The organism is Novosphingobium sp. GW821-FHT09E05 (genome assembly GCF_059416165.1).
Window position 1 is genome coordinate 1603194 of the sequence record NZ_JBWKOQ010000001.1, and the last position, 20179, is coordinate 1623372.

General features: G+C 64.7%; 19 protein-coding genes and 1 pseudogene. 9 read left to right on the top strand and 11 right to left on the bottom strand.

The annotated features are described in order from the left end of the window. Positions 1-29: 29 nt before the first annotated feature. The 5 genes and pseudogenes from metG to mazG all read left to right on the top strand — a co-directional run. Positions 30-1601, top strand: a pseudogene (gene metG / locus AC07M9_RS07585) (methionine--tRNA ligase); the annotation flags it as partial. Next, the gene (locus AC07M9_RS07590) at positions 1601-2380 is read left to right on the top strand and encodes a TatD family hydrolase (RefSeq protein ID WP_494882667.1); all 780 of its coding nucleotides are present in this window, start codon (positions 1601-1603) and stop codon (positions 2378-2380) included. The pseudogene metG and the gene AC07M9_RS07590, both read left to right, overlap by 1 nt. Further along, positions 2377-3159, top strand: a complete 783-nt coding sequence (locus AC07M9_RS07595; protein ID WP_494882669.1) for an MBL fold metallo-hydrolase — start codon at positions 2377-2379, stop codon at positions 3157-3159. The genes AC07M9_RS07590 and AC07M9_RS07595 overlap by 4 nt, the downstream gene beginning before the upstream one ends. After that, a complete protein-coding gene (locus AC07M9_RS07600; protein WP_494882671.1) occupies positions 3156-3341 on the top strand; it encodes a hypothetical protein in 186 nt (61 codons plus the stop codon). The genes AC07M9_RS07595 and AC07M9_RS07600 overlap by 4 nt, the downstream gene beginning before the upstream one ends. A gap of 55 nt (positions 3342-3396) precedes the next feature. Continuing rightward, positions 3397-4173, top strand: a complete 777-nt coding sequence (mazG, locus tag AC07M9_RS07605; RefSeq protein ID WP_494882672.1) for a nucleoside triphosphate pyrophosphohydrolase — start codon at positions 3397-3399, stop codon at positions 4171-4173. A gap of 34 nt (positions 4174-4207) precedes the next feature. On the opposite strand, the gene hflX is transcribed toward mazG, so the two are convergent. The 7 genes from hflX to dusB all read right to left on the bottom strand — a co-directional run bounded on the left by hflX (position 4208) and on the right by dusB (position 13739). Beyond that, positions 4208-5620, bottom strand: coding sequence for a GTPase HflX (gene hflX / locus AC07M9_RS07610; protein WP_494882673.1), 1413 nt, complete (start codon positions 5618-5620; stop codon positions 4208-4210). A 31-nt stretch (positions 5621-5651) separates the two neighbouring features. Next, complete coding sequence (gene hfq / locus AC07M9_RS07615; RefSeq protein ID WP_494883903.1) at positions 5652-6245, bottom strand: RNA chaperone Hfq; 594 nt, start codon at positions 6243-6245, stop codon at positions 5652-5654. A 142-nt stretch (positions 6246-6387) separates the two neighbouring features. Beyond that, positions 6388-7803: a nitrogen assimilation response regulator NtrX gene (ntrX, locus tag AC07M9_RS07620; protein ID WP_494882674.1), complete on the bottom strand. Its 1416-nt coding sequence runs from the start codon at positions 7801-7803 to the stop codon at positions 6388-6390. A 49-nt stretch (positions 7804-7852) separates the two neighbouring features. Then, positions 7853-10030 carry a sensor histidine kinase gene (locus AC07M9_RS07625; protein WP_494883904.1) on the bottom strand — a complete coding sequence of 726 codons (2178 nt, stop codon included), beginning with the start codon at positions 10028-10030 and terminating at the stop codon, positions 7853-7855. A gap of 123 nt (positions 10031-10153) precedes the next feature. Then, positions 10154-11587 carry a sigma-54-dependent transcriptional regulator gene (locus AC07M9_RS07630; RefSeq protein ID WP_494882676.1) on the bottom strand — a complete coding sequence of 478 codons (1434 nt, stop codon included), beginning with the start codon at positions 11585-11587 and terminating at the stop codon, positions 10154-10156. After that, entirely contained in the window at positions 11584-12705 is a 1122-nt protein-coding gene (locus AC07M9_RS07635) for a two-component system sensor histidine kinase NtrB (RefSeq protein ID WP_494882678.1), read from the bottom strand. Before AC07M9_RS07635 ends, AC07M9_RS07630 begins: the two co-directional genes overlap by 4 nt. Beyond that, a complete protein-coding gene (dusB, locus tag AC07M9_RS07640; protein ID WP_494882680.1) occupies positions 12702-13739 on the bottom strand; it encodes a tRNA dihydrouridine synthase DusB in 1038 nt (345 codons plus the stop codon). Before dusB ends, AC07M9_RS07635 begins: the two co-directional genes overlap by 4 nt. An 80-nt stretch (positions 13740-13819) precedes the next feature. Between dusB and AC07M9_RS07645 the strand changes: the two genes are divergently transcribed. The 3 genes from AC07M9_RS07645 to AC07M9_RS07655 are packed head-to-tail and all read left to right on the top strand — an operon-like array spanning position 13820 to position 16062. Beyond that, a complete protein-coding gene (locus AC07M9_RS07645) occupies positions 13820-14995 on the top strand; it encodes a bifunctional 2-C-methyl-D-erythritol 4-phosphate cytidylyltransferase/2-C-methyl-D-erythritol 2,4-cyclodiphosphate synthase (protein WP_494882682.1) in 1176 nt (391 codons plus the stop codon). 25 nt (positions 14996-15020) lie between these two features. Next, positions 15021-15548, top strand: coding sequence for a hypothetical protein (locus tag AC07M9_RS07650; protein WP_494882684.1), 528 nt, complete (start codon positions 15021-15023; stop codon positions 15546-15548). 19 nt (positions 15549-15567) lie between these two features. Further along, positions 15568-16062: a CinA family protein gene (locus AC07M9_RS07655; protein ID WP_494882686.1), complete on the top strand. Its 495-nt coding sequence runs from the start codon at positions 15568-15570 to the stop codon at positions 16060-16062. Between the two features lie 358 nt (positions 16063-16420). On the opposite strand, the gene AC07M9_RS07660 is transcribed toward AC07M9_RS07655, so the two are convergent. Both AC07M9_RS07660 and lipA read right to left on the bottom strand, forming a co-directional pair. Then, on the bottom strand, positions 16421-16867 hold the full coding sequence (locus AC07M9_RS07660; RefSeq protein ID WP_494882688.1) for a type II toxin-antitoxin system RatA family toxin: 447 nt from the start codon (positions 16865-16867) through the stop codon (positions 16421-16423). Between the two features lie 3 nt (positions 16868-16870). Continuing rightward, positions 16871-17824 carry a lipoyl synthase gene (gene lipA / locus AC07M9_RS07665; protein ID WP_494882690.1) on the bottom strand — a complete coding sequence of 318 codons (954 nt, stop codon included), beginning with the start codon at positions 17822-17824 and terminating at the stop codon, positions 16871-16873. Positions 17825-17909: 85 nt separating this feature from the next. On the opposite strand from lipA, the gene AC07M9_RS07670 reads away from it, so the two are divergent. Next, positions 17910-18578: a carbonic anhydrase gene (locus AC07M9_RS07670; RefSeq protein ID WP_494882692.1), complete on the top strand. Its 669-nt coding sequence runs from the start codon at positions 17910-17912 to the stop codon at positions 18576-18578. A gap of 79 nt (positions 18579-18657) precedes the next feature. On the opposite strand, the gene hisI is transcribed toward AC07M9_RS07670, so the two are convergent. Together hisI and AC07M9_RS07680 are read right to left on the bottom strand one after the other, a co-directional pair. Then, positions 18658-19041 (bottom strand): phosphoribosyl-AMP cyclohydrolase, encoded by a 384-nt coding sequence (hisI, locus tag AC07M9_RS07675; protein WP_494882693.1) that lies wholly within the window; start codon positions 19039-19041, stop codon positions 18658-18660. Positions 19042-19415: 374 nt separating this feature from the next. Next, the gene (locus AC07M9_RS07680) at positions 19416-20156 is read right to left on the bottom strand and encodes a ComF family protein (protein ID WP_494882695.1); all 741 of its coding nucleotides are present in this window, start codon (positions 20154-20156) and stop codon (positions 19416-19418) included. Positions 20157-20179 lie beyond the last annotated feature (23 nt).

The window sequence follows — 20179 nt, forward strand, 5'->3', positions numbered from 1 at the left end:
TGAGCATTTGATATCAAACATCACAGAAAGAGCGACGCCGTATGGGCGAGCCCTATTATATCACGACCGCCATCAGCTATCCGAACGGCAAGCCGCACATCGGCCATGCCTATGAAGCGATCGCCGCCGACGTTATAGCCCGCTTCAAGAAAGCGGAAGGCTTCGACGTCCGCTTCCAGACGGGCACGGACGAGCACGGCCTGAAGATGGCCCAGAAGGCGCGCGACCTTGGCATCACGCCGGCGGCGCTGGCGACGGAAATGTCACAGCATTTCATTGATATGTGTGACAGTCTTAACGTTGGATATGATCTGTTCATCCGCACCACCGAACCCCGGCATCATGCCGCGACGCAGGAACTGTGGAAGCGCATGGAAGCTGCCGGCGATCTCTATCTGGACCGCTACGACGGGTGGTATTCGGTCCGCGACGAGGCCTATTACGACGAAACCGAACTCATAACTGGCGAGGACGGCGAGAAACTGTCCCCCCAGGGGACTCCCGTCGAATGGACCGTTGAGGAATCCTGGTTCTTCCGCCTGTCCAAATATCAGGACAAGCTTCTCGATCTTTACGGATCGACCGATTTCATCCGCCCCGACAGCCGCAGGAACGAGATCCTGCGCTTTGTCGAAGGCGGCCTGCGCGACCTGTCCGTGTCTCGCACCAGCTTCGACTGGGGCATCAAGGTGCCTGGCTCCGACAACCACGTGATGTACGTCTGGGTCGATGCGTTGACCAACTACATCACCGGACTTGGCTTCCCGGACGAGAGCGGCGACTACGCCAAGTACTGGCCGGCGGACCTGCACCTGATCGGCAAGGACATCGTGCGTTTCCACACGGTCTACTGGCCCGCCTTCCTGATGAGCGCGGGGTTGGCGCTGCCCAAGCAGGTCTTTGGACACGGGTTCCTGCTCAATCGTGGCCAGAAGGAATCGAAGTCACTTGGCAATGTGACCGACCCGATCGCCCTGGCCGACACCTTCGGCGTCGATGCAGTACGCTATTTCCTCCTTCGCGAGGTCGCCTTCGGCCAGGATGGATCTTGGTCGCCGGAAGCCATCGTGACACGCACCAACGCTGAACTGGCGAACAGCTTCGGCAACCTCGCTCAGCGCAGTCTTTCCATGATCTTCAAGAATATGGATGGCGAAGTTAAATCAGGACTTCCAGAGTCCGACGCCGATGCGGCGCTGTTCGCGGCGGTGGCCGAGGGAATCGCGGGATTGCGCAAGGCCTTCGACGAACTCGCGTTCAGCGACGGCCTGGAGGCCTGGATGCGCGCGGTCTTCGCCTGCAACCAGTACGTCGACGAACAGGCCCCCTGGGCGCTGCGCAAGTCCGATCCAAACCGCATGGAAGCCGTATTGATGACGCTATTCCGTGTCGTGCGGGATCTGGCGATCGCAGTGCGTCCTGTGGTTCCGACCTCCATCGATGCCCTCCTCGACCAGATGGGCCAGACTGCCGGCGCGCGCGATTATGCCTCTTTGGAGGACGCTGAGTGGTTTCCGGTGCTGGTTGCTTCGGGTTACAAGGTGGATAAGCCGGTGGGCGTGTTCCCGCGCCTGGAACTGCCGCAGGATGTTGCCGCCTGATGCTGATCGATTCGCACTGCCATCTCGAGTACGAGGGTCTCGTCGAGGACCAGTCAGAGGTGCTCGCCCGAGCACGGCAGGCGGGAATCGGCGGGTTTCTCAATATTTCCACGCGGCGGCGCGAATGGGACAAGGTCATCGCCACGGCTGCCAGAGAGCCCGACGTCTGGGCTTCGGTGGGAATCCATCCGCACGAGGCCGACCAGCATGCGGATTTGGGTGAGGGTGCTTTAATCGAAGCCGCGTCTCATCCCCGGGTCATCGGCATCGGCGAAACCGGCCTCGACTACTATTACGACAAGTCCGACCGCGCCGTGCAGCAGGCCTTGTTCCGCACCCACATTGCGGTCGCGCGCAAAACCAGCCTGCCGATCATCATCCATACGCGGGATGCTGAAGCCGATACGGCCGACATCCTTGAGGACGAGATGGGGAAGGGGGGCTTTCCCGCGCTCATCCACTGTTTTACCGCCAGCGCGGACTTCGGACGCAAGGTGCTGGACTTGGGCCTTACCATCAGCATTTCCGGTATCGTGACATTCAAGAACGCCAAGGACCTGCAGGAGGTTGTTCGGACAATACCCGAGGACCGCTTGCTGGTTGAAACGGACTCGCCGTTTCTGGCGCCGGTTCCCCATCGCGGCCGGAAAAGTGAGCCGGCCTTTACGGCGGACACCGCCCGTTTCGTCGCCAATCTGCGCGGCGTAACGCCGGAGCAACTGGCCGAGACGACCACGCGCAACTTCTTCGGCCTGTTCACAAAGGCCGCATACGCATGAAAGTCACGATCCTCGGCAGCGGCACATCGACCGGTGTGCCCCGCCTGGGCGGCGAGGATGGCAAGGCGGACTGGGGACTTTGCGATCCGGACGAGCCGCGCAATCGCCGCACGCGCGTCGCGATCCTGCTTGAAAGCGATATGGGTTCGCGCATCCTGGTAGACACACCGACGGACTTGCGTGCGCAGCTGCTCACCAACGGCATCCACCATCTCGACGCGGTCTTCTGGACTCACGACCATGCCGACCACTGCCATGGCATCGACGACCTACGGCCGCTTCGCTACGGGCGCGCGGGGCCGATACCGGGTTTTGCCCACACGGAAACGGTTCGCCGCCTGCGCCAGCGGTTCGGCTACGTATTTGCCGGGCAACATGGCTATCCCACGCTCATTTCACTCGACAATCTGGACACCCTGCGATTGTGTGAAGGGTTCCGGGTGGGCCACGTGCAGATGCCTCACGGCGGGATGGACTCCACCGGATTCCTCTTCGATGCCGACGGAAAATCGGTGGCTTACGCTACGGATTTCAACGAAATCACGCGCGGAATGGTCGATCTCTTCTATGGATGCGATGTTCTGGTCGTAGACTGCCTGCGCCGGGAACCGCATCCGACCCACGCTCATCTCGCCATGTCGCTCGAACTTGCGGAGGTCTGCCGCGCAGGCAAGGTCGTGCTGACGCATCTCGACAAAAGTATGGACTATGCGACCCTGAGCGCGTCAGTGCCTGCGAATGTGCAGGTAGGCTACGATGGGCTGGTGATCGCGCCATGAACCAGGGCGGTATTATCGTTTCGGTGATCGCCATCGGCGCGTGCCTGGTTCTGGCGCTGCGCAATTCGGAAATCCGCTCGCTGGGCGCCGGCAAGGCCTTGCGCATGGCAGCTATCTGGGCGGCGATCATCATCGGATTGGTTCTGCTGATCCAAGTATCCGGTTTCCGGATCGAACCTTGAGGTTCTCGTCCTTGGCATGCTCTACATTTTACATAATCATTATTATCGGCGTCTTATGACTGAAACCGCACCCGGTGAAATCGACCGCCTCCTTTCCATCATGGCTCGCCTGCGCGATCCGCAGACCGGTTGTGAATGGGATCGCGAACAGACGTTCGCCACGATCGCCCCGTACACGATCGAGGAAGCGTACGAAGTCGCCGAAGCCATCGCGCACGACGATCTTGATTCCTTACGCGACGAGCTAGGCGACCTGCTGCTTCAGGTCGTGTTCCATGCTCGCATGGCCGAAGAACTCGGGCACTTCGCCTTCGCCGATGTCGCAGCGGCCATTTCGAACAAGCTGGAAACGCGCCATCCCCACATCTTCGGCGACGACATTTCCGACGATCCGCAGACGGAGCGTTGGGAACAGATCAAGGCTCGTGAACGCGCCATCAGGGGCGCAACCGGCGCCATCGACGGCGTGGCGGTATCGCTCCCGGCGCTGATGCGCGCGGAAAAGCTCCAGAAGCGTGCCGCGCGGGTCGGTTTCGATTGGCCCAATCCCAGCGGCGCCGCCGCCAAGGTTCATGAAGAAATGAATGAACTCGAGGAAGCTGGCCCGGCAGACAAGCTCGAGGAAGCTGGAGATCTGCTGTTCGCTGCCGTCAATCTCGTGCGACTGAACGGCATTGCACCCGAAGATGCCCTCCGCGCCGCGAACGCCAAGTTCGAGCGACGCTTCCGAGCCATGGAAGCGCTTGCCAAGGGCGATGACGTCAACTTCGCCAGTCTTTCGCTCGAAGAGCAGGAGGCCTACTGGCAGGCGGTCAAGCGCTCGGAAAAGTGAAATAGTCACGGCTAATGGCCGGGACCAAGACCTTTCAAAGCGACATGAAACGGCCAAGTTCACGCGCGGACAGGCGAACCTGAAGTCTCAGCAGCGGCCCTTGCGCACCCTCGCCCGCGTCTTCCTCGCCCACGATTTCGCCCCGGGCGTGGAGGAAGGCCAGGCGCTGGCCATCAGCGGCGGGAACGACAAAGCTGTATAGCTTGGAATCGAGCGTCAACGTGCGACTGGTGACCGCCAGCATCTCGTCGCATCCTTCGCCCGTCAGCGCGGAAACCGGAACGATGGTATCGCCATCGCGATGAGCCATGACCTCGCGCAGCGATTTCGCCTGCTCCGGTTTAAGCAGGTCCCACTTGTTCCACACCTCGATGATGGGAATCTGGGGCTCGCCATCGGCCTTGTCTTCCTTCTCCTCCTGAGCCCACCCGGCAGCACGCTCTTCGCGGGCGGCGTTTCGCAGCGTCCGCGCGTCGGGCTGCGGATGCAGGACGCCGAGGTCGGCAAGAACATCGAGAACCTGGCGTTTCTGCGCTTCGGTATCGGGATTGGCGATGTCGCGGACATGGACGATGACGTCCGCCGCCGTTACTTCCTCGAGCGTTGCACGGAACGCGGCGACCAGCTGGGTCGGCAGATCCGAGATGAAGCCCACAGTGTCGGACAAGATGGCCTTTTCCATGCCGGGCAACCGAATCGCGCGCATCGTCGGGTCGAGCGTGGCGAACAGCAGGTCCTCCGCCATCACCTCTGCGCCGGTCAGGCGATTGAACAGCGTCGATTTTCCAGCGTTGGTGTAGCCGACCAACGCCACGATCGGCCAGGGCGCTTTTTCGCGCCGGTCGCGATGAAGACCTCGGGTGCGGCGCACCTGCTCCAGCTCCCGGCGGATCTTGGCCATGCGGTCGCGGATCAGGCGGCGGTCCGCCTCAATCTGTGTTTCACCCGGTCCGCCGAGGAAGCCGAAGCCGCCGCGCTGGCGTTCGAGGTGGGTCCAGCTCCGCACGAGGCGGCCGGCCTGGTAATCGAGGTGCGCGAGTTCGACCTGGAGGCGGCCTTCCGCGGTTGCGGCGCGCTCGCCGAATATCTCGAGGATCAGCCCGGTGCGGTCGATGACCTTGCGCTTGAGCTTGTCTTCGAGATTGCGCTGCTGGATCGCCGTCAGCGAGCCGTCGACGATGACCAGCTCGGCCCCGTCGAGTTCGCAGGCGACGGAGATATTCTGGATCTGGCCTTCGCCGAACAGTGTCGCGGCGCGCGGCTCGCGGATGACGATCGCAATCGCCTCCACCACTTCGAGGCCGATCGCGAGCGCAAGGCCCCTCGCCTCTTCGAGGCGTGCTTCGGTGTCGAGATCCGCCATCTGGCCCCGCGGGCCACGCATCTGCGGGTACACGACGAGGGCACGCGCGCCGCGCGTGACCTCGTCCTTCAGTTCATCGTTCAAATCGGTTCAGCTTCAATCCGGAGTCGCGACGTCAATCGTCGTTTTCCTCATGCGCCTGAAGATCGACCGGAGTCACGGGCTGAATCGTCGATACGGCATGCTTATAGGCCAGCTGCACATAACCTTCGCGCTCCAGCAGCATGCAGAACAGGTCATAGGCGGCCACGCGACCCTGCAGCATGACGCCATTGATCAGGAACATGGTGACCTGCACGCCGGCGTTGCGGATGCTGGACAGGAATACGTCCTGCAGCACGCGCGTCTTCTTCGCCGTCTCCGAGCCGCTCGAGAACTGTCGCGCATCGACCGGGGTCGAGGGCATGATCGTCGAGATCGCATGCTTGTAGACCAGCTGCGACTGGCCATCGCGCCGGAGCAGGATCGAGAAATTGTCGAACCAGGTGACAATGCCCTGCAGCTTCACGCCCTTGACGAGGAACATGGTAACCGGGGTCTTGTTCTTGCGCAAAAGGTTCAGGAACTGGTCCTGGAGGTTCTGTCCCTTGCCCGATGGCGGGGCAACGGCAGCCTGCGCCGATACGGCCGCGCCTGCGGGAACCTCGGCCGGCTCAGCGGCTGGCGGCGGCGTGGGTTTGGGCCTCGCGGTGAGCGTACGACCAGCCATGATATTCTCCATCTTTTTGGCGGCCGCTTATGCGGTCCGCGATCTGGCACCGGATTACCCGGCACCGTTCTCGAATCGAATCCTACCTATTTGCTGCAATGCAGTAAACTGCATTTTTGCAGCGAAAATGTTACAGTTTTGGTTATGCCGGGCCCTGGAGGGCCTCGTCCGCGTCAGCCTCGTCCTCGCGGCGCTCGGACATGCCGAGCAGCTTGAGCTTGCGGTGAAGTGCCGAGCGTTCCATCCCGATGAAGGCTGCCGTCTTCGAGATATTGCCGGAAAACCGGCGTATCTGCACGCGCAGGTATTCTCGCTCGAAACTCTCGCGCGCTTCCCGAAGAGGAGCGCTCATCATCACCGGAGCCCCGGCATCGCCCCCTCCCCGGCTGTTGAAGATTTCCGGCGGGAGCATGTCCGCCTCGATCCGCGCCAGTTTCTCGCGCGGCGCCATGATGACCGTGCGCTCGACGACGTTGCGAAGCTGGCGCACGTTGCCTGGCCATTCGTAAGCCTGGAGCGCCGTCATCGCCTCGCCGCTGACTGCCGGCGGGGTGACGCCCTGCTCACTGGCGTAGCGCGCGAAGAAGTGGTCGATCAACGCGGGAATGTCATCGCGCCGCTCGCGAAGCGCGGGTATCGAAACCGGAACGACGTTGAGACGGTAGAACAGGTCCTCTCGGAAGCGGCGCTCGGCGATTTCCTTTTCTAGGTCGCGCGACGTGGAAGACACGACGCGCACATCGACGCGGATCTGCCGGGTGCCGCCAACGCGCACGAAAGCCTGGTCGGTGAGCACCCGCAGGATACGCGCCTGCGTTGAAAGCGGCATGTCTGCCACCTCGTCGAAATAGAGCGTGCCGCCGTCGGCGGTTTCGAGCAGGCCGGGACGGATCAGGGCGCCGTCGGCTTCCTCGCCGAACAGTTCCTGCTCGAAGCGTTCCGGCGTGATGCGCGCGGAATTGACGCTGACGAAGGCATTGTCCGCGCGCGGGCTCCAGGCGTGAAGTTGCCGGGCGGCCACTTCCTTGCCCGATCCGGCGGGACCGGTGATGAGCAGCCGGCTGCCGGTGTTGGCGATACGCTTCAAGGTGGCGCGGACCTGGTTGATCGCACCACTGGACCCCGTGAACTCGTCGGACCCTCCGAAGCCCTGTCCCTGCTTGAGCTGAGCGTTCTCGCGGCGCAGGCGCTCGGTCTCGGTGGCACGGCCGACGAGATGGAGCAGTTTTTCAGCTTCGAAGGGCTTTTCGATGAAGTCCATCGCTCCCCGGCTGATCGCGGCTACGGCGGTGTCGATGTTGCCGTGGCCGGAGAAAATGATGACCGGCAGTTCCGGCTCGCGGGACTTGATCGCGTCGAGCACTTCGAGGCCGTCCATCGGGCTACCGTGAAGCCAGACATCAAGCAGGACAAGCGAGGGACGGCGCGCATCGACGGCCGCCAGCGCACTCTCGCTGTCACCGGCCGTGCGGCATTCATAGCCTTCGTCGCTCAGCACGCCGGCGACCAGTTCGCGGATGTCGCGTTCGTCGTCAACGATCAGGATTTCGAGTGCCATCAGCTTTTCTTCTTCGTCTTGGGTAAAGCGGGTGAGGAAAGGTAGGGCATCATTGCGCGGCCTCGACCTTGCGTCCCTGTTCGAGCGCGAGCGGATCGTGGGCGAAGCGCATGGTCACTGTGGTGCCGCCACCTTGCGCGGAGGTGAACGTCATCTCCCCGCCGTGCTCCTCGATGATCTTGTTGACGATGGCGAGACCAAGGCCGGTCCCCTTCTCGCGCGTGGTCACGTAAGGTTCGATAATGCGCTCACGGTCCTTTGGCAGGCCGACGCCGTTGTCCGTAACCCGTACGAGAATCGACAGATCGTGGTCGACGACTTCCACGAAGATCGCGCCGTGATAATCCTCGCCGCCATCTTTCGATTTTATTTCAATCGCTTCAACGGCATTTTTCAGAACGTTCGTCATGGCCTGCCCGAACTGGTGTCGATCGCAGTCGATGACGCCGACGTTGCGTTCGCTGGAGAAGGCGAAGGCAATGTCGGGCCGCGCAACTTCCTGCAGGAACAGGGCCTGGCGCGTCAGCGCAACCGGGTCTTCGGCGCGGAAAACCGGCTTGGGCAGACGCGCGAAAGACGAGAACTCGTCGACCATCTTGCGCAGTTCACCCACCTGCCGGATGATTGTGCGGGTAAGATCTTCGAACAGTTCGGGATTATCGGTGATCTGCTTGCGATAGCGGCGGCTGAGGCGTTCTGTGGCCAACTGGATAGGCGTGAGCGGATTCTTGATCTCATGGGCGATACGACGAGCGACGTCGGACCATGCCGCCGTGCGCTGGTCGAGCAATTGACGGGTAATGTCCTCGAAGGTGATGACGTAGCCGGTGGCATCCCGGCTGGTCTTCACCGCCAGCGTGAGGAGATCGCCGCTCCGGTTGTACTGGACGATGCCGTCCGAGGAGCCTTTTTCGACCAGTGCCGCAATCGCCGGTGCCAGTTCCGCGATCGGCATTCCCTCGGGCATTTCACCGCTACGGTCGGTGAGAAGCTTCTGGGCCGTGCTGTTCATCAGCAGGATGCGGCCCTGTTCGTCCAGCGAGACGATCCCCGACGTGACGGACTCAAGAACGGCCTCGATGAACAGGCGGCGTTCGTGCAACTGCCGGTTCGCGCCAAGAAGCGCCTGCGTCTGCTTCTCGATCTGCCCGGTCATGCGGTTGAAAGCGCGATTGAGCAGGCCGATCTCGTCGGCACCGGTGCGCCCCTCGATGCGCAGCGCATAGTTTCCCGCACCGACCCGGCGAGCAGCATCGACAAGTTCATACAGCGGTGCGACCTGCCGGTCGGCGAAGCGCAGCGCGAACCAAACCGCGAGGCCGACCAAGGCCAGCGAGGCGACGAACAGCGCGACGTTGAAGCGCAACTGCAGAACGCGAGCGCGACTGGTGAGGACTTCGTAGGCCTGGACGATATTTTCGGCCCGCTCGCCCTGGCTCAGTGACAGCAGGTCGGAACTGCGGATGACGAGGAGGTAGACGCCCGAGGAACGCTCTATCGGCGTGGCCGCGACGATGCGGTTGTCCTTGGCGTTGACGACATAAGGATCGCCCGCGCCCAGCCGATTAAGGACGTCCTGACTGATGCGATTGTTCTCCGACTTGCCGTCGGGATCGACGATGATCGGCGTGCGCTGGTTACCGTTGGCGTCGATCTGGATGAGCGCGGCGACACTGAGGTTCCGCCGCAACACCTGCTCCGCCAGGAACGCCTGAAACTCGCGACTGGCGACAGGGTAAACGGCCAGCGTGTCTCGCGAATCCTGGGCCATTGCGACCGATTCGTAACCCACGTCGCGCAAAGTCTGTTCGTAGTAGCCATGCGCCAGCTTGTTTGCGTTCTCGAGCAGCCCGCGCGAGCTGTCGGAGAACCAGAACTCGGCGCCTGACTGGAACAGCCACGAAGCGAAAACCACGACCAGCAACGTCGGCACGGCCGAAATCAACGAGAAGATGAATACCAGGCGCACATGCATGCGGCCGGTGCCGCCGATGTTCTCGGCCGCGCGGCGCAGTGCCATACGGCGGCCTAGCAACACAAGAAGCGCCATCGCCGGCACGAGGGTGCCGACCAGCAGGCTGGCGGTGAGGTTCGACGGCAACAGTTCGCGTCGGTCACCGCCGTTGTTGAGCGCGAGCCAGGTCGCTATCGTCATGGCGAGGAATGCTACGACGGAAAGCACTTCCATCACCGCAAAGAAGTTAGCCCGGCGCGCAGCCACCTGCATCCGCCGCCACCAGCGCGGCCATGCTCGCTTTTGAGCGCGCTCCTGGACTGAACTCTCCATCATCGTTGCAACCTTACAACAGCACTGTGTCTCGGCTGCAAGAGGGAATCCACCACGGTAGAACTACGATCGACGAGCGAATTCCTCGGGGTCGAGTGCCAGCTCGCCAAGGCGCTTGCGCAAGGTGTTGCGATTGATCCCGAGCGCCTGCGCGGCGCGCAGCTGGTTTCCTGCTGTTTCGCGCAGGACCTCGGCGAACAGAGGGCGTTCGAACGCAGCCATGGCGCTGTCGTAGATCGTCCCGCTGGCGGGGCGCGTCACCGTGAGCCAGTGCGCCACTGCGCCGGCGATGTCGTAGCCGTTGGCATGGCCGGTAGGCTCGCCTTCGCCCGCCAGTGGCGTCGCCGGTGCCTGTACCAGAAGAGGCAGGATCGAATCGACATCGATGAGGTCCTCCCGCGCCAGCAGCGCGAGGCGGTAGATGAAATTCTTGAGCTCACGCACGTTGCCGCGCCACGGCTGCCGACTGAGCAGTTCTGCCGCCTCGCGGGTGAGCTGGCGGCGTGGCAGGCCTTCATTCGCCGCGTGCTGGAGGAAATGCCGCGCCAGAACGTCGATGTCGTCCCGGCGATCGCGCAGCGGCGGCATGTGAATGGGGACGACATTGAGGCGGTAATAAAGATCCTCGCGGAAGCGCCCGGCGGCGATCTCCGGTTCGAGGTCCTTGTTGGTGGCCGCCACGATACGGGTGTCGAGACGGATTTCCTCTCGTCCGCCTACTCGCCGCACCGTACCGGACTGGAGCGCGCGCAGCAGGCGGGTCTGCGCCTGCATCGGCATGTCGCCGATCTCGTCGAGGAACAGCGTACCGCCCGCTGCCTGCTCGAACTTGCCGACATGTCGGGCGACGGCGCCGGTGAACGCGCCCTTCTCGTGGCCGAACAGTTCACTTTCGATAAGCTCCGCCGGAATCGCGGCGGTGTTGACGGCGATGAAGGGACCGGTCCGGCGGTTGCCGAGCTGATGGATCGCCTCTGCGACAAGCTCCTTGCCGGTACCGGACTCGCCGAGGATCAGCACGGTCAGATCGTTACGCAGGACTCGCGTGATCATGCGGAACACGGATTGCATTGCAGCGCTGCGGCCGACGAGGGGCAACCCGTCGGCAACCGGGTCCTCACCCGCCTGCCGTCCCTGCGCTGCGCCGGCAGCCTGGCGTACCGTGCGTGCCAGTTCGTCGATGTCGAAGGGCTTGGGAAAGTATTCGAAGGCGCCGGTATCGGTAGCGCGGACCGCCGTGTCGAGCGTGTTCTGCGCCGAGAGAATGACAATCGGCATCTGGGGATGGAGTGCTCGAACGCGGTCGATGGTCTCGATGCCGTCGCCATCGGGAAGCATCACATCGGTCACCAGCGCCGCAAAACTGCCGCCGGCCAACTGCCGGTCGCGCTCGGCGATGGTCTGGCAGTGAACTATCGCGAAGCCCTCGTCCTCGAGCGCGGCGGTGATGACGATGGCGATGGACATGTCGTCCTCGACCAGCAGGACGTGCGTCATGCGGGCTTCCTTCGCGGCCGACTACGCTGTTCGCGGGCCAGGGGCAGGTGGATGCGGAAGTGCGTCAGACCCGCCTCCTCGTTGCGCTCGTGGGTGATGCGGCCGTTCATGTCGCGCACCAGTTTACGGACCAGCGGGAGGCCAAGGCCCTGCCCGGATTTCTTGGTGGTGACGAACGGCTCGAAGATGTGGTCGCGCATGGCGGCATCAATGCCCGGCCCGTTGTCGCTCACGCGCACCTCGATCGGCAGGCGCAGCGGCGCGCTGCCATCCTCGGTCTGAAGCTGCAGGCCGCTGGCGAAACGCGTGCGGATGATCACACGTGGGTCGTCGGCATCCTGACAGGCTTCGGCGGCGTTCGAGAGCAGGTTGATCATGACCTGGACAAGCCCGTCCGGGCTGCCCAGCACCGGCGGCAACGAAGGATCAAATTCCTCGACGAGACGGAAGCGGCGCCCCTTCTCTCCATTGGCAGCGTCGAGCACGTCGATCGCCCGGCGCGAAGCTTCGTGGAGATTGCAGGCTTCGACCGGCGGAGTGGTACGCCCGCTCAGCTTCTGCATACGCTCTATAAGCCCGGCGATCCGGTCGACCTCCCCGGTTATCAGGTCGGTCAGCGAACGGTCGCGATCGTCGATCCGACGGGCGAGCAACTGGGCGGCGCCCCGGATACCGGCGAGCGGGTTCTTGATTTCGTGCGCCATGATCTCGGGACCGCGCAGGACCGCATTGTCGGGCCCGCCCGAATCCTCTCCGAGCGCGTCAGTGGCGCTGTTGTCGTGGATGGTGAGGACCTGCCAACCCGGCGTGTCCGCGATCGGTGCGACGTTGATGTCGATCCGCCGAGCCCCCTTGCCCTTGAGCTGAACGACGATCTCGCGCGCGGAGACCGGCGTCTCGTAGTCGCCGAGGCGATCGAGCAGGCGCCGGTCGGAGATGGAGATGATCTCTCGCAGTGAGGTTCCCACGAGCCGCCGGGCAGACTGGCCGAAAAACTGCTCCGCCGCCGGATTGAGCGACGCGATCGTCATGCCCGGCTCCAGAAGCACCACGGCCTGCGGCAGGCTGGCGAGCAGTCGCTGCGCCTCGGGAATCGCGGCTCCTAGGGCGAGGCTCATGCCGCCTGGAGCTGTCCATCGGCGGATCCGCCATCCCGGTAGGGGGCGTAGAATTCGGCCAATTCGCGAAGAACTTCATCGGGATCGCTTATGAAGTTCACCTTGTTCCTGAACTCGGCCGAGCCCCGCACGCCCTTGATGTACCAACCCAGGTGCTTGCGGGCCATGCGTACACCGGTGTCGCTGCCGTAGTGATCGAGCATGTCCTCGTAGTGCCGGCGCATGATGTCGTACTGTTCGCCGATCGTCGGGTCGGCGGCGACCTGGCTGCCGCGCCACCACTGCATGACCTGCCCCAGGAACCAGGGGCGGCCGTAGGCGCCGCGCCCGATCATCAGGCCGTCGGCGCCCGACTGCTCGAGCGCCTGCGCGGCATCGTCGATGGTGCATATGTCGCCATTGACGATGACGGGGATCGAGACGGCGTCCTTCACCGAGCGGACGAAAGCCCAGTCGGCCTCGCCCTTGTACATCTGGTTGCGGGTCCGGCCGTGGACGGTAATCATCTGCGCGCCGAGATCCTCGGCTATGCGCGCAAGTTCGGGGGCGTTGAGGCTGTCGTGGCACCAGCCCATGCGCATCTTGACGGTGACCGGCACCTTGACTGCCTTGACCGTCGCCTCGATCAGCCGGGTAGCCAGCGGAATCTGCCGCATCAGCGCCGAGCCTGCATCGCCGTTGACGACCTTGCGGACCGGGCAGCCCATGTTGATGTCGATGATGGCGGCCCCGCGGTCCTCGACGAGCTTCGCCGCCTCGGCCATCTGTTCAGGCTCGCAGCCGACGAGCTGCATCGAGACCGGATCCTCGATCACGTCCCACATCGCCTTCTGCAGCGACACGCGGGTTTCGCGGATAGCAGCGGGGCTGGCGATCATCTCGGTCACGTTGAGGCCCGAACCGAAGCCGCGGACCATCTTGCGGAACGGGAGGTCCGACACCCCCGTCATCGGGGCGAGCACGACCGGGCAGTCGATCGTCACGGGACCGACCTGGATGGGCTTCAATGCCGGAGGATTGGGCAATGGATTCATGATCTGTGCAATGCTGCCTAAAAAACAGGCAGCGCATAGTGGATTGCCCTGCGCCGAGCAAGCGCTTACCGGCGAAAACAATGTCGCAATCCGTTACAGAGCCGCAGAATACCACCGTGCATCGCGGGAGCGTCGCCGCGCTGGTCGTCGCGGCGGGCCAGGGGCTGCGCGCCGGACAGCCGCTGCCCAAGCAATTCGCACTCTGGCGCGGCAAGCCGGTGGTCCGCCATTCGGTCGAGGCGCTGGCCGAGGCCGGTTGCGATCCGATCGTGGTCGTGATTCCCGAGGGGGCCTACGCGATTGCCAGCAAGGCGCTGGCCGGCATCGCCGGCGTGAGCTTCACTACGGGCGAAGCGACGCGGCAGCAGTCGGTGGGCGTCGGGCTCGAGGTCCTTGGCGGATGGGCGGTGGACCGGGTGCTGATCCACGACGCTGCGCGCCCGCTCCTGCCGCTTGCGGTCATCGAGCGCCTGCACGAAGCGCTGGACATATGGGACGGGGCCATTCCGGTGCTGCCCGTGGTCGACAGTCTCGCCCATGCCGGGCCCGGCGAGGTCATGGGCGCGCCCGCCCCGCGCGAGGATTTGCGCCGGGTGCAGACGCCGCAGGCCTTCCGCTTTGACGCCATCCTCGCCGCGCACCGCGCTTGGGAGGGGGCATTCGATGCCGGCGACGATGCGCAGGTGGCGCAGGCATGGGGCATGGAAATCGCCCTGGTCGAAGGAGACGAGAGCTTGCACAAGCTGACTTATGCCGCCGATTTCGCGCCTTCCCAGCCTCCGGTGCGGGTGGGCACCGGGTACGACGTCCACCAGTTGGAGGAAGGCGAGGAACTGTGGCTCTGCGGGGTTCGGGTCGAGCATACGCATGGACTTTCGGGCCATAGCGACGCCGACGTTGCCATTCATGCTCTGGTGGACGCGATGCTCGGCGCAGTCGGGGCGGGCGACATCGGCCAGCATTTTCCGCCCAGCGACGCGCAGTGGAAGGGCGCGGCCTCGGACCGCTTCCTCGCCCATGCCGCTAAGGTGGTGTTAGCGGCGGGTTACGGGCTGGGTAACGCCGATGTGACGATCATCTGCGAGGCGCCCAAGATCGGCCCGCACCGCGAGGCCATGCGTGCAAGACTGGCGGAAATCCTCGGCGTTGACATCGCTCTCGTCAGCGTGAAGGCAACGACCACCGAGAAGCTGGGTTTCACCGGAAGGCGCGAAGGCATCGCCGCACAGGCCGCAGTCAGCCTGATCCGCCTGTAAAACACCGGTCGGACGAGGAATTTTCATGCACGCATTCGCCAAGACGATCGCCTTCGTGGCCGCCCTGACCCCCGGCCTTGCGGCAGCGGCGGAACCGGTCTGCCTCACCAAGAAGGAGGCGACCGCGCTCATCGCCTATGCCCTGCCCCAGGCGATCAACGGCACCGCCAAGCGCTGCGCCCCCTCCCTGCCCGCCGACGCCTTCCTGCGCCGCCAGGGACCGCAGCTGGCGACCCGCTACGCCGGGCAGAAGGACCGCTACTGGCCGCAGGCGAAGCCCGCGTTCATGAAGACGCTCGGCGCCGAAGGCAGCGGGTCGGCGAACATGGTGCGCAACCTCCCGGATGAGACGGTGCGCCAGCTTGCAGACGTCTTCGTGGAAGGCTTCGTCTCGCAGCGGATCGCGCCCAAGTCCTGCACCAAGCTGGACCTCGCGATCGACCTGCTCTCGCCGCTGCCGCCCGAGAACACCGCCGGCCTGATCGCGCTGACGCTCGAAGTGGCGAGCGCCGCCGATCCCAAGCTCGGCAAAGTCGCCCTCTGCCGCGACTGACGCCCGAAAGGACCTCGCCATGAACCGCTTCTTTCCCGAAGACCTCGTCGCGCTCGCCCAGCGCGTGATCGACGAGAACAAGGCGCTGGGCCGCACCGTGGCGCTGGCCGAAAGCTGCACCGGCGGCCTCGTCTGCGCGGCCCTGACCGAAATCCCCGGATCCTCCGCCGTGCTCGACCGCGGGTTCGTCACCTATTCGAACGAGGCGAAGATGGAGATGCTGGGGGTTCACGCCGACATCATCGATTCGTTCGGCGCGGTCTCTCCGGCGACGGCCTGGGCCATGGCTCAAGGCGCGATCAGCAAGAGCCGCGCGGATATCGCAGTCGCCATCAGCGGCATCGCCGGGCCCGGCGGCGGCAGCGAGATGAAGCCGGTCGGCACCGTGGTCTTCGCCTGCGCCGTGCGCGACGACGAGAACGTCCATGCCGAGCAGAAGCTGCTGGAAGGCAAGACCCGCGCCGAGATCCGGCACCAGGCGGCGATCATCGCGCTGGAACTGCTGCTGCCCTGAGGGTGGGCGCACCGGCGGGCACGCCTGACGGTTCCGCTACCAATACCAAGGAAAAAACTCTCGTCGCCCCCGCGAAGGCGGGGGCCCCGCTTGGTTGCGCGTCGCCGAAAGGGGGGGGGGGAGGAAGCGGGATCCCCGCGTTCGCGGGGATGACGGGGTGGGTGCCGGGACGGATGCGTGCGCGCGGTGCGGATACCAAGGGCAGTTTGAGTGCGCGGCGCGGCGTCATCTGTCGTCCCATACTCGATCCGGGACCACTGGCGGTTCTTCAGGAGCGACCCGGCGTCAGGCACAACCTAGCCGAGAAGCCGCGCGGCGCGGCCAGCGGTCCTCGCTTTCGCGAGGGCGACGGCCCTGCTCAGCCGTCCTGCGCCACCCCGTAAAGCTCCGCCGCGCGCGTCTCGAACGCGGCAACCATCTTGCGGAAAGCCTTGTCGAAGTACTGGCCGGCCAGCTTCTCGAACAGGGCGTTGCGGAACGTGAACTTCACGTCGAACTCGACATCGCAGGTGTGCCCATCGACGGGATGGAAGGTCCAGCGGTTCTCAAGGTCGCGCATGGGTCCGTCGATGTAGTGGACGCGCAGTTCGCGCGGGCGGTCCTTCTCGACGCGCGAGGTGAACTTCTCGCGCAGCGCCTTGAAGCCGACGAGCATGTCGGCGACCATCTCGGAGCCGTCGTCCGACTTCACCCGCGTGGCGACGACCCAGGGCAGGAATTCCTGGTAGCGGCCCACATCGGCGACGAGGTCGAACATCTGCTCGGCGCTGTACGGCATGCGCTTCGTTTCATGGATACCCGGCACGGCTCAGGCTTTCACGCCCACGAGCGCGGCCTTGGCGAGCTTCGCCTCGCGGGCGGCGCGCATCTCGGCGAAGTCGGCGCCGGCGTGGTAGCTGGAACGCGTCAGCGGCGAGGCGGCCACCTGCAGGAAGCCCTTGGCACGGGCGATGGCGCCGTAGGCCTTGAACGCCTGCGGGGTCACGAACTCCTTGACCTCGGCATGCTTGGGCGTCGGGCGCAGGTACTGGCCCATGGTCAGGAAGTCGATGTCGGCGCAGCGCATGTCGTCCATCACCTGGTGGACTTCGAGCCGCTCCTCGCCCAGCCCCATCATGACACCGGACTTGGTGAAGATCGACGGATCGTGGCGCTTCACTTCCTCGAGCAGCCGCAGCGAGGCGTAATAGCGCGCGCCGGGGCGGATCGTGGGATAGAGGCGCGGCACGGTCTCGAGGTTGTGGTTGTAGACGTCGGGGCGCGCCATGACGATCGCCTCGACGGCGCGCTGCATCTTGTTGCGGAAGTCGGGCGTCAGGATCTCGATCGTGGTGCTGGGAGTCGCGGCGCGGATCGCCTCGATGACCTTCACGAACTGCGAGGCACCGCCGTCGGGCAGGTCGTCACGGTCGACCGAGGTGATGACGATGTGCTCGAGGCCGGTCTTAAGCGCCAGTTCGGCGACATTGGCGGGCTCGGCGGGGTCGACGCGGCCGGGCATGCCGGTCTTGACGTTGCAGAAGGCGCAGGCGCGCGTGCAGGTATCGCCCAGGATCATCACCGTCGCGTGCTTCTTGGTCCAGCACTCGCCGATGTTCGGGCAGGCCGCTTCCTCGCACACGGTGTTGAGCTTGAGGTCGCGCATGAGCTGGCGGGTCTCGCCGTAGCCCTTGCTGGTCGGCGCCTTGACGCGGATCCAGTCGGGCTTGCGCTGGCGCTGCGGGGCGTCTTCGGGGCTCGGCACGGAAGAAAGATCGTTCATGCCGCCCAGATAGTCACATGTGCCCGGCCTTGCCAGCAGGAATATCCGGGGTAAGGGAAAGCGAAACTTCAGAATGGAGGCTTCCATGACCGCAGAAACCCCCGCCCCGACGGACGAGCGCGTCTTGAACCATCTTCTCGATGGCTACCGCCGGTTCCGCAGCACCGGCTGGACATCCAACCGCGAGCGCTGGGACCAGCTTGGCAAGGGCCAGTCGCCCGAGGTCATGGTCATCGCCTGCTCGGACAGCCGGGTCGACCCCAGCCAGATCTTCGACGTCGATCCCGGCGAAATCTTCGTCGTGCGCAACGTCGCGGCGCTGGTGCCGCCGTTCGAGACGACCCCCGGCCACCACGGCGTGTCGGCCGCGCTCGAGTTCGCGGTGCAGGTGCTCAAGGTCAAGGAAGTCGTGGTCATGGGCCACGGCCTGTGCGGGGGCTGCAAGGCAGCGCTGACGCAGGACCTCAAGGGCGCCGAGCTGGGCCAGGGCGGGTTCGTCGCCGACTGGATCTCGATGCTCGACGAAGCGCGGGCGCCGGTCGCCGAAACGCTGGGCACGACGGGCCGCGAAGCCGAGCGGGCGATGGAACAGGCCGCGGTCAAGGTGAGCCTCGACAACCTGATGACCTTCCCCTGCGTGCGCAGCAAGGTCGCCAGGGGCGAGCTGCGGCTGCGCGGCGCGTTCTTCGCCATCGCCGACGGCGTGCTGCACTTCCTCGACGACAAGAGCGGCGCGTTCGAGCCGGTTTCCTAAAGCCTCGCCTCGGGATCCCGTGCGCCAGCGCATGGAGGCACCGCCGCTCGTGGTGCCTCCATGCGCTGGCGCCTGGTCATCAGATCCGATCGCCTATCCGCGCCAGACCATCGCCCTCGATCCGGCGGTAGAAGCAGCTGCGCGCGCCCGTGTGGCAGGCCGGGCCTTCGGGGCTCACGATCAGTTGCAGCGCATCCTGATCGCAGTCCACGCGGATCTCCTCCACGCGCAGGAAATGCCCCGAAGTCTCGCCCTTGAGCCAGAGCTTCCCGCGCGAACGCGAGTGGAAGTGCGCCAGTCCCGTCTCGCGCGTCTTCTCCAGAGCCTCGGCGTCCATGTAGGCGACCATGAGGATATCGCGGGTGGTCGCATCGACGGCGATGGCGATCAACAGGCCCTGCGCATCGAAGCGGGGCAGGAACGCCGTTCCCAGTTCGCGTTCCGCGGCACCTACATCTGACATATCATACATTTCCCATTGCCGGCCTGCGGCAGAATTATTGTTGCACGATAACCACAGCACACCGTCAAAATCCATATCACCCGCCGAATCCTCTTTCAAAAAACAGCGATTCGATGGACTTTGACCTTGCAGCTGGGGGGCTGCTACTGACCCACAGGTCGCTCACAGGCAAGTGTCTGAAAAGACACGGGCCTGACCAGGAAAGCGCCACGGTTCAGGGAATGCGATCATGAGGGATCGGGCCAGGCGTGTTCAGGGGCGCAGCCGAACTGCGAAAGCAGGGCCCAAACAGTTTCGTCACGAGGACGCCCGGAACCCAGGTTCCGGGCGTTTTCGTTTGGGTAGCGCCTCCGCCGAGCCCTTACCGGCCATCGTCACGTCGCATCCAGCGCCTCGTCCAGCACGCGAGCGAAGCAGGCGATCACCACCCGCTCCGCCCCCGCTCGCCTCAGCGCGGAAACGCAGGCACCGCTGGTGGCCCCGCTCGTCAGGACATCGTCCACCAGCACGACCTTCGCGCCCTTGAGCAGGGCCTTGCGGCCGGCGTTCACGCCGATCACCCCCGAGAGCGCCCGTTTGCGCGCGAGTTGGCCCAGCCCACCCAGCGAGGGGGTGGCCTTGCGCCGCTCCAGCCCGTCTATGCAGATGCGCCCCCCGGTCCGCCGGGCCAGCTCGCGTGCCAGCTCCGCCGCCTGGTTGTAGCCCCGCTTCCACAGCCGCCAGCGGTGGAGCGGCACCGGCACGAACAGCCACGCCTCGTCCACGAACTCCAGCTTGGAGACGATCAGCCCCGCCATCATCGGCGCCAGCCCCAGGCGCGCCCCGTGCTTGAAGGCCAGCACCAGCTTGCGCGAGGTATCGTTGTAGAGCGTGCCCGCCGCAATCCCGGCATGGCGCGGGGGATCTGCCAGGCATGGCACGCAGGTTCCGCCCTCGGGCATCGAATCGCCGAACGGGCGGCCACAGGCTCTGCAGGCCGGCTCGCCCGGTATCGCCAGCGTCGCCCAGCAGGCCATGCAGAGCCCCGTCTGCGCCCCGATGCCGTCGCCGCACAGCGGGCAACGCGGCGGGAAGATGAGGTCGACGAGCGGCAGCAGGACCTGACCGATGGACATGCGGCCATCCTATCGCCGCCCCG

Coding starts and splice junctions, on each gene's coding strand:
- AC07M9_RS07590 (WP_494882667.1), top strand. CDS start 1,601: ATGCTGATCGATTCGCACTGCCATCTCGAGTACGAGGGTCTCGTCGAG.
- AC07M9_RS07595 (WP_494882669.1), top strand. CDS start 2,377: ATGAAAGTCACGATCCTCGGCAGCGGCACATCGACCGGTGTGCCCCGC.
- AC07M9_RS07600 (WP_494882671.1), top strand. CDS start 3,156: ATGAACCAGGGCGGTATTATCGTTTCGGTGATCGCCATCGGCGCGTGC.
- mazG (WP_494882672.1), top strand. CDS start 3,397: ATGACTGAAACCGCACCCGGTGAAATCGACCGCCTCCTTTCCATCATG.
- hfq (WP_494883903.1), bottom strand. CDS start 6,245: ATGGCTGGTCGTACGCTCACCGCGAGGCCCAAACCCACGCCGCCGCCA.
- ntrX (WP_494882674.1), bottom strand. CDS start 7,803: ATGGCACTCGAAATCCTGATCGTTGACGACGAACGCGACATCCGCGAA.
- AC07M9_RS07625 (WP_494883904.1), bottom strand. CDS start 10,030: ATGCAGGTGGCTGCGCGCCGGGCTAACTTCTTTGCGGTGATGGAAGTG.
- AC07M9_RS07630 (WP_494882676.1), bottom strand. CDS start 11,587: ATGACGCACGTCCTGCTGGTCGAGGACGACATGTCCATCGCCATCGTC.
- AC07M9_RS07635 (WP_494882678.1), bottom strand. CDS start 12,705: ATGAGCCTCGCCCTAGGAGCCGCGATTCCCGAGGCGCAGCGACTGCTC.
- dusB (WP_494882680.1), bottom strand. CDS start 13,739: ATGAATCCATTGCCCAATCCTCCGGCATTGAAGCCCATCCAGGTCGGT.
- AC07M9_RS07645 (WP_494882682.1), top strand. CDS start 13,820: ATGTCGCAATCCGTTACAGAGCCGCAGAATACCACCGTGCATCGCGGG.
- AC07M9_RS07650 (WP_494882684.1), top strand. CDS start 15,021: ATGCACGCATTCGCCAAGACGATCGCCTTCGTGGCCGCCCTGACCCCC.
- AC07M9_RS07655 (WP_494882686.1), top strand. CDS start 15,568: ATGAACCGCTTCTTTCCCGAAGACCTCGTCGCGCTCGCCCAGCGCGTG.
- lipA (WP_494882690.1), bottom strand. CDS start 17,824: ATGAACGATCTTTCTTCCGTGCCGAGCCCCGAAGACGCCCCGCAGCGC.
- AC07M9_RS07670 (WP_494882692.1), top strand. CDS start 17,910: ATGACCGCAGAAACCCCCGCCCCGACGGACGAGCGCGTCTTGAACCAT.
- hisI (WP_494882693.1), bottom strand. CDS start 19,041: ATGTCAGATGTAGGTGCCGCGGAACGCGAACTGGGAACGGCGTTCCTG.
- AC07M9_RS07680 (WP_494882695.1), bottom strand. CDS start 20,156: ATGTCCATCGGTCAGGTCCTGCTGCCGCTCGTCGACCTCATCTTCCCG.